This window comes from Pseudomonas sp. HMWF006 (assembly GCF_003061205.1).
GTDB lineage: Bacteria > Pseudomonadota > Gammaproteobacteria > Pseudomonadales > Pseudomonadaceae > Aquipseudomonas > Aquipseudomonas monsensis.
Window position 1 is genome coordinate 1 of record NZ_QAIU01000489.1, and the last position, 7,901, is coordinate 7,901.

Below are 7,901 nucleotides of genomic sequence, written 5' to 3' on the forward strand. Positions count from 1 at the left end.
ACGATGCATTTCGGGACACCGGTGGTGCCACTGGAATACAGCACGTAGAGCGGATGGTTGAAGGGCACCGGAATAAAATCCGGCTCGCCACCGGGCTCGTAAAAGTCATCCCACAGGCTGACCTCGGCGCGGGTCCGGTAATCCTGAATGCGTGCGTGCGGGTGCGCGTAGGGCACGATGATCAACTGCTTGAGCGAGGGCAGTTGCAGGAGAATCTCATTGAGCTTGCCGGTCTGCTCGATCGTCTTGCCGGCGTAACGATAACCGCCGCAGGTGATCAGCACCTTCGGTTCGATCTGGCCGAACCGGTCGATCACCCCGTGGGTGCCGAAGTCTGGCGAAGAACATGACCAGATCGCACCGAGGCTGGTGGTCGCCAGCATCGCCACGAGGGTTTGCCAGGTATTGGGCATGCACGCCGCAACCCGATCACCGAGGCCGACGCCGGCCGCCTGCAGACTGGCCTGAAAACCACTGACATGCTCGGCCAGTTGCGCCCAGGTCAGCTGTTCGCGCTGGCCGTGCTCTGCCACGGCCACCACGGCGACGGCATCGTCGCGGCGGCGCAGCAGGTGTTCGGCGAAGTTCAGGGTGGCACCGGGAAACCATTCGGCGCTGGGCATTTGCCGGCCTTCACGTAAAACCGCATCAGGCTGGGTGTGGAAACGAATATCGAAGAAGTCGACGATGGCCTGCCAGAAGTCGGCACGCTGCTCGATGCTCCACTGGTGCAGGGCAGGGTAGTCGTCGAGGTGCAGGTGGTGACGCTGATTCAGTGCCCGCCGGAATCTATCCATGCGGGACTCGGCGATACGCTTGGCATCGGCTTGCCAGAGGATGTCGGACATTGTTTGCCTCTTTTTATCGGGTTCATACACGCAGTTGTGACCGTGGGTAACCTGTGGCCAGGAAGCAAGCGCCCTGGCCACATCGTTCTGTGGAGGTTATTGCGCCAACCACCCACCATCAATATTCCACGCCGCCCCGCGCACCTGGCTACCGGCCTCACTGCACAAAAACAACACCAGCTCGCCCAGATGCTGCGGCGTGACGAACTCCAGCGACGGTTGCTTCTCGGCCAGCAAATCATGCTGCGCCTGCTGCGGATCGACGCCTTTGACCGCACGGTCGTCGATCTGCTTCTGCACCAGCGGCGTCAACACCCAGCCCGGGCAGATCGCGTTACAGGTGACGTTGCTGGTCGCGGTTTCCAGGCCGACCACTTTGGTCAGGCCGATCACCCCGTGCTTGGCGGCGACGTAAGCCGCCTTGCCGGTCGAACCGACCTGACCGTGCACGGAGGCAATATTGATGATCCGTCCCCATCCTTTGGCACGCATGCCCGGCAGGCTCAGGCGGGTGCTGTGGAACACCGAAGACAGGTTGATCGCAATGATCGAATCCCAGCGTTCCACCGGAAACTCCTCGACCGCCGCCACATGCTGGATTCCGGCGTTATTGACCAGAATGTCGACGCCACCGAATTCGCGTTCGGCATAGGCGATCATGTCGGCAATCTGTGCCGGGTCACTGACGTCAGCGGGGTGATGGCCGACCTTGGCGCCAAACTGGCCGACTTCGGCGATCACCGTCGAGGCATCACCGAAACCGTTGAGAATCAGATTGGCGCCGGCTTTGGCCAGGCTCAGCGCGATGCCCAGGCCAATGCCGCTGGTGGAACCGGTTACCAGTGCGGTCTTGCCGGAAAGAGTCGTCATGAATACCTCACACAATGCCAGTGGCGTAGAAAGTACCGATCACTACGAAAACCGCCAGGGTCTTGATCAGCGTAATACAGAAAATGTCTTTATAGGCTTCGCGGTGAGTCAGGCCGGTCACCGCCAGCAAGGTGATGACGGCACCGTTGTGCGGCAGCGTGTCCATGCCGCCACTGGCCATGGCGGCCACGCGGTGCAGCACTTCCAGCGGAATATTCGCCGCATGGGCTGCGGCGATGAATTGCTCGGACATCGCCGCCAGGGCAATGCTCATCCCACCCGACGCCGAACCGGTGATGCCCGCCAGCAGCGTGACGGTGATCGCCTCGTTGACCAGCGGATTGGGGATTTGCTTGAGCCAGTCGGCCAGCACCAGAAACCCCGGCAGCGAGGCGATCACCGCGCCAAAACCGTATTCGGAAGCGGTGTTCATCGCCGCCAGCAGCGCACCGCTGACCGCGCTTTTGCTGCCCTCGGCCAGTTTGCTGCGAATGGCTTTGAAGCCGAACGCCAGCACCATGAGGATGCCGACCAGCAACGCCGCCTGTACCGCCCAAATCGCCGTCAGTTTGGCGATTTCGGTGGTCACTGGCGTGGCCATGCCCGGCAGCGCGAGGCTGTGGGTCTTGCCGTACCACTGGGGAATCCACTGAGTGAACAACAGGTTCATGATGCCCACCGCCAGCAGCGGCGACAGCGCGATCCACGGGTTCGGCAGTTTGAGGTCTTCGGCAGTTTCTGGCTCATTGCGCAGCTCGGTGCCATAGCCTTCGCCGGCGCGCTGGGCCTTGTTGCGCTGACGCTGGAGGAACAGCATGCCGGCGCAGAACACGAAAATCGTGCCAATCACGCCCAGCCACGGCGCCGCCCACGCGGTGGTGTTGAAGAAGGTGCTGGGGATGATGTTCTGGATCTGCGGGGTGCCGGGCAGGGCGTCCATGGTGAACGAAAACGCACCGAGGGCGATGGTCGCCGGGATCAGCCGTTTGGGAATGTTGCTCTGGCGGAACATCTCGGCGGCAAACGGATACACCGCAAACACCACCACGAACAGCGACACACCGCCGTAGGTGAGCAGGGCGCAGACCAGCACGATTACCAGCATGGCCTGGCGGGTGCCCAGCAGACGAATCGCCGCGGCGACAATCGAGCGCGAAAAGCCCGACAGTTCGATCAGCTTGCCGAACACGGCACCGAGCAGGAAGACCGGGAAGTAGAGTTTGATGAACCCGACCATTTTCTCCATGAACACCCCGGTGAATGCAGGGGCGACGGCAGAAGGGTCGGTGAGCAGGACAGCGCCGAGGGCGGCGATCGGAGCAAACAGGATAACGCTGTAGCCACGGTAGGCGGCTAGCATCAGCAGCGCGAGGGCGGCCAAGGCAATGATCACACTCATGGTGTGTCTCTCCAGAATTGTTATTTTTGTGGGTGAAACCGGTGTGGGAGAGGTGTTAGCGAGATTTGTGCCACATGCACAAGTCGTTGAAATTTAAGGGTTTTATGGATCTTAATTTGCAAAGAATCGCAGGTTTGTCTCTTTTTCGAGATTTATGCTGGAAGTGATGACGCCTTCGCGAGCAAGTCCGCGCCTACATTTGCAAGGTATTCCACTGTGGGAGCGAGCCTGCTCGCGAAGCTTCTGCCAATTTCTATTAATAGAGATTGAAGTCTCTTTATTGAGACTGGGCGATGCCCAATGCCAGCATTTTCTTGTACAACGTCGACCGCCCCAGCCCCAGACGAGCTGCCGCCTCTGGCACATTACCCGCACATTGCGCGAGGGCCGACTCGATCAGTTGCCGGTCAAACCGCTGGCGCGCCTGGGCGAATGTCTCGTCGGCCAAGGGCTCCAGCGCGGGCGCCGCGGGGCGTTCAACCGGGGTAAATGTGCCTATGGAGCCGCGAATATCTGCTTCGCTGAGGATCAGGTCATCACTGAGCAGTGCCGCCCGCTCCAGCACATTCCGCAACTCTCGGATGTTTCCCGGCCACGCATGCTGGCTCAGCAGATCCAGCGCCGTGCGGCTCAGTTCATGCTGACTGCGCAGCTCTTCGAGGATCGCTTCGCTGAGTGCTGGCAGATCGTCGAGGCGTTCGCGCAACGGCGGCACGATGATCGGCAGCACATTGAGCCGGTAGTACAAGTCAGCGCGGAATTCACCGCGCTTGATCGCCGTTTGCAGGTCGGTCGAGGTCGCGGCGATCACCCGCACGTCACTCTGGATGACCTCGTTGGAGCCCACCGGCTCGAATTCCTTTTCCTGCAGCACCCGCAGCAATTTGCTTTGCAGCGGCAATGGCATGTCGCCGATCTCGTCGAGAAACAATGTGCCGCCCTGGGCGATCTGCAACTTGCCGGTGCGGCCCTTGCGGTCAGCGCCAGTGAAGGCGCCCGGAGCCGTGCCGAAGAACTCGGCCTCCAGCAATGTTTCGGGAATCGCCGCGCTGTTGATGCTGACAAAGGCTTTGTGCGCTCGCGGCGAAGCACTGTGAATCGCCTGCGCCAGCAATTCCTTGCCGGTGCCGGTTTCGCCCAGCAGCAACACCGGCGACTCGGTGCTGGCACTGCGGCGGGCGCGGCGTTTGACTTCGAGGCTGGCGGCGCTGGTGCCGATGAAATGTGCGAAGTTGTATTTGGTCTGCCGCGCGCGCAGCAGCGAGCGGGTCGAAGCCAGTTCCTCCTGCATGCTCAAGTAGCGCTTGAGCATCGGCGACAGCGTGCGCAGTTCATCGAACAGGGCAAAACCGATCGCGCCGATTACCGTGCCGACATCGTCGTGGATCGGCAGGCGCATCACCACCAGCGGCTCTTTCGGGGTGTCTTGCATGTCTAGCAGAATAGGCCGCCCGGTACGCACCACCTCACGCAACAGACTGCCGGGAATCACGCTTTCGCAGGGTTTGCCTATCGCACCTGCGGCCGACTCGAGCCCGAAGCGGCGCGCGTAGCGCTCGTTCATCCAGACAATGTTGGCGTCGCGATCGACAATCACCGTGCCTTCGCTCGACTGCTCGATGATCTCGAACAGCGAGCGGATTGCCAGGGTGCGAACCCGTTGGTAGTCCTTGAGGCTTTCGGTGGTGTTCATGGGTGGTTTGATCCAGATTTTGGGTGGTGTGTGCTGGTCTTTTCGCGAGCAGGCTTGCTCGCGAAGGCCGCGACCCGGTTTCAAGACGAGCGCCGATTATGCCTACCCCGGATGCGCCGCCGCCAACAACTCCTTGGTGTAAGGATGCTGCGGCGAATCGAACACATCGTGACTGGCGCCGCGCTCGACCACCTTGCCGTCCTTGATCACGATCATGTCGTGGGCCAGTGCCCGCACCACCGCCAGGTCGTGGCTGATGAACAGGTAGGTCAGGCCGTGCTTTTCCTGAAGCTGGCGCAGCAGGGCAACCACTTGTTTCTGCACCGTGCGATCCAGCGCCGAAGTCGGCTCATCAAGCAGAATCAGCGCCGGTTTGAGCACCAGTGCCCGTGCGATTGCAATGCGTTGACGCTGGCCGCCGGAAAACTCGTGGGGGTAACGATGACGACTGGCGGGGTCGAGGCCGACCTCCTTGAGCACGCGAATCACTTGCTCATCGCACTCCTGGGCGTTCGATTCGCAGTGTACTTCCAGGCCTTCGCTGATGATCTGCGCCACCGACATGCGCGGACTGAGGCTGCCGAACGGATCCTGAAACACCACCTGCATCTGCCGACGCCAGGGACGCAGCTGTTTCTGATTGAGGCCGTCGAGCGCTGCGCCCTGAAAGCGGATGCTGCCTTCGGAATCGAGCAGACGCAGGATCGCTTGTCCCAGCGTCGACTTGCCCGAACCGGATTCGCCAACGATACCCAGGGTCTTGCCGCGCTGGATATTCAGGCTGATGCCATCCACGGCGCGCAGGTATTGCTTGCGCTGAAACAGGCCGCCACCGACGACAAACTCAACCCGCAGATCATCGACCTCCAGCACATTCTCGCGCTCATCCCGGGGCAGGGCTTCACCTTCGGGTTCAGCGTTGAGCAGCACGCAGCTGTAAGGATGCTTCGGTTCGCTGAACAGCGTTTCACAGGGCGCCTGTTCGACGATTTCTCCAGCCTTCATCACACAGACACGCTGGGCAATGCTGCGCACCAGATTGAGGTCGTGACTGATCAGCAGCAGCGACATGCCGAGGCGTTGTTGCAGGGACTTGAGCAGCAGCAGAATCTTGCGCTGTACGGTGACATCGAGGGCAGTGGTCGGCTCATCGGCAATCAACAATTCCGGTTCGCAAGCCAGGGCCATGGCGATCATGACCCGCTGTCGTTGTCCTCCGGACAATTGGTGCGGGTAGGCCTTGAGCCGCTCTTTGGGTTTCTGGATGCCGACCAGTTCGAGCAGTTCGAGGATGCGCTGTTGCGCCGCTTTTCCACCGAGGCCGCGGTGCAGCAGCAAGGTTTCGCCGATCTGCTTTTCGATGGTGTGCAGCGGATTGAGCGAGGTCATCGGCTCCTGAAAGATCATCGCGATGCGGTTGCCGCGCAGCTCACGCAAGACCTTGGGGTCCGCACTGACCAGCTCCTGACCGCGATAGCGAATGCTGCCAGTGGTTTGCGCTTCGCTGTCTGCCAGCAATTGCAGAATCGAGTGGGCCGTCACCGACTTGCCCGAACCGGACTCGCCAACCAGCGCCAGACACTCACCGGGGCGAATGTCCAGGCACAGGTCGCGCACCACGCGCTGGCCATGGAAAGCGACATTGAGGTTACGGATTTCAATCAGATTGTCAGTCATGGCCACGCTTCAGGATCGAGGGTCGAACGCGTCGCGTAACGCTTCGCCGATGAACACCAATAAAGAAAGGATCAGCGCCAGGGTGAAGAACGCTGTCAGCCCGAGCCACGGTGCCTGCAGGTTCTGTTTGCCCTGACCGATCAGTTCGCCCAGCGAGGCGCTGCCGGCGGGCATGCCGAAGCCGAGAAAGTCCAGTGCGGTGAGGGTGGAAATCGCCCCGGTCAGAATGAACGGCAAGTAACTCAACGTCGCGTTCATGGCGTTGGGCAGGATGTGCCGGACGATCACCTTGCGATCGGTCAGGCCCAGCGCCCGCGCAGCCTTGACGTATTCCAGGTTGCGCCCGCGCAGGAACTCCGCACGTACCACGTCCACCAGTGCCAGCCACGAAAACAGCGCCATGATCCCCAGCAGCCACCAGAAGTTCGGTTCGACAAACCCGGAGAGGATGATCAGCAGGTACAGCACCGGTAACCCCGACCAGACTTCAAGCAAGCGCTGCCCGAGCAGGTCGACCCAGCCGCCGTAATAACCTTGCAAGGCACCGGCAGCGATGCCGATCAGGGCGCTGACAAAGGTCAGCATCAACGCGAAGAGAATCGACACCCGGGCGCCGAAAATCACCCGCGCGAGGACATCCCGCGCCTGATCGTCGGTGCCCAGCCAGTTGACCGATGTCGGCGGGCTCGGCGCCGGTTTATTGAGGTCATAGTTCGGCGTGTCGTCGCTGAACGGAATCGGCGGGAACAGCAACCAGCCACCGTCCTTGCGAATCAGGTTCTGCACATAGTCGCTGCGGTAGTCGGCCTGAAACGGTAGTTGCCCGCCGAACTCCTGTTCGGTGTGGCGTTTGAATACCGGGAAGTACCACTGGCCTTGATAACTGACCACCAGCGGTTTGTCGTTGGCGATCAGCTCACCGCCGAGGGTCAGCAGGAACAGGCCGATGAACAGCCATAACGACCACCAGCCACGACGGTTTTTCTTGAATCGCTCGAAACGGCGACGGCCCAACGGCGAGAGCTTGAGCATCAGGCGTTCCTCGCAGCGAAGTCGATGCGCGGATCGACAAGGGTGTAGCACAAGTCGCCGATCAGTTTTATCAGCAGGCCGAACAGGGTGAAGATGAACAGCGAGCCGAACACCACTGGATAGTCCCGCGAGACGGCCGCTTCGTAGCTCATGCGACCGAGGCCATCGAGGGAAAAAATCACTTCAATCAGCAACGAGCCGGCGAAAAACACGCTGATAAAGGCCTGGGGAATGCCCGATACCACCAGCAACATCGCATTGCGGAACACGTGGCCGTAGAGCACCCGACGTTCGCTCAAGCCCTTGGCCCGTGCGGTCACCACGTATTGGCGGGTGATTTCATTGAGAAACGAGTTTTTCGTCAGAATCGTCAGGGTGGCGA

Annotated in this window: 7 protein-coding genes; all 7 read right to left on the bottom strand. The window is 60.9% G+C overall.

Annotated features, from left to right (window positions below):
• The coding region (locus tag DBR24_RS21305) for an AMP-binding protein (RefSeq protein ID WP_146189099.1) at nt 1-848 on the bottom strand (848 nt) is incomplete at its 3' end.
• A gap of 96 nt (nt 849-944) precedes the next feature.
• Entirely contained in the window at nt 945-1,718 is a 774-nt protein-coding gene (gene hbdH / locus DBR24_RS21310) for a 3-hydroxybutyrate dehydrogenase (protein WP_128615737.1), read from the bottom strand.
• A gap of 7 nt (nt 1,719-1,725) precedes the next feature.
• Entirely contained in the window at nt 1,726-3,117 is a 1,392-nt protein-coding gene (locus tag DBR24_RS21315) for a GntP family permease (protein WP_123468250.1), read from the bottom strand.
• Between the two features lie 277 nt (nt 3,118-3,394).
• Nucleotides 3,395-4,810, bottom strand: a complete 1,416-nt coding sequence (locus DBR24_RS21320; protein WP_128615738.1) for a sigma-54-dependent Fis family transcriptional regulator — start codon at nt 4,808-4,810, stop codon at nt 3,395-3,397.
• Nucleotides 4,811-4,912: 102 nt separating this feature from the next.
• A complete protein-coding gene (locus tag DBR24_RS21325; RefSeq protein WP_128615739.1) occupies nt 4,913-6,487 on the bottom strand; it encodes an ABC transporter ATP-binding protein in 1,575 nt (524 codons plus the stop codon).
• Between the two features lie 9 nt (nt 6,488-6,496).
• Nucleotides 6,497-7,519: an ABC transporter permease gene (locus DBR24_RS21330; protein ID WP_123468257.1), complete on the bottom strand. Its 1,023-nt coding sequence runs from the start codon at nt 7,517-7,519 to the stop codon at nt 6,497-6,499.
• Nucleotides 7,519-7,901: ABC transporter permease subunit (locus DBR24_RS33140; RefSeq protein WP_256591709.1), on the bottom strand; the 383-nt coding region annotated here is incomplete at its 5' end. The genes DBR24_RS33140 and DBR24_RS21330, both read right to left, overlap by 1 nt.